The organism is Flavobacterium cupreum (assembly GCF_003996965.1).
Taxonomy (GTDB): Bacteria; Bacteroidota; Bacteroidia; order Flavobacteriales; family Flavobacteriaceae; genus Flavobacterium; species Flavobacterium cupreum.
Genome location: NZ_QWDM01000092.1, coordinates 1 through 413, shown reverse-complemented (window position 1 = coordinate 413; position 413 = coordinate 1). Strand labels below are relative to the sequence as shown.

Sequence of the window (413 nt, the reverse complement as noted above, 5' to 3'; positions counted from 1 at the left end):
CCTCGCCCGTCCCCATCTCCGCGATCTTGCCCTGGTGCAGGACCATGCCGCCGATCAGCTGCACATCGAAGTGGCGCATCTTGAGCACGCGCTTGGCGGCCTCGCGGCAGACCGCGAACGCCGCAGGCAACAGGTCGTCGAGGCTCTCGCCCTTGGCGACGCGGTTCTTGAATTCCGGCGTCTTGGCCTTGAGCTCGTCATCCGTCAGCTTTTCGATCTGCGGCTCGAGCGCATTGATCTCGCGCACGGTCTTTTGATATTGCTTGAGCAGACGCTGGTTGCGGCTGCCGAAAATCTGGGTCAGTAATGACATGCTTGAATTCTTGAAAAAAACGCCGCAAAAAGAAGCCAGGATGATATCAAAAACATATCGCTCGCAGGCCGACTATGGCAAAAAGACTGTGATTTTATCA

At 56.4% G+C, this 413-nt stretch carries 1 pseudogene; it reads right to left on the bottom strand.

The window, feature by feature from the left end:
• Positions 1-313, bottom strand: a pseudogene (locus D0817_RS26760) (hypothetical protein); the annotation flags it as partial.
• Between the last annotated feature and the right edge of the window lie 100 nt (positions 314-413).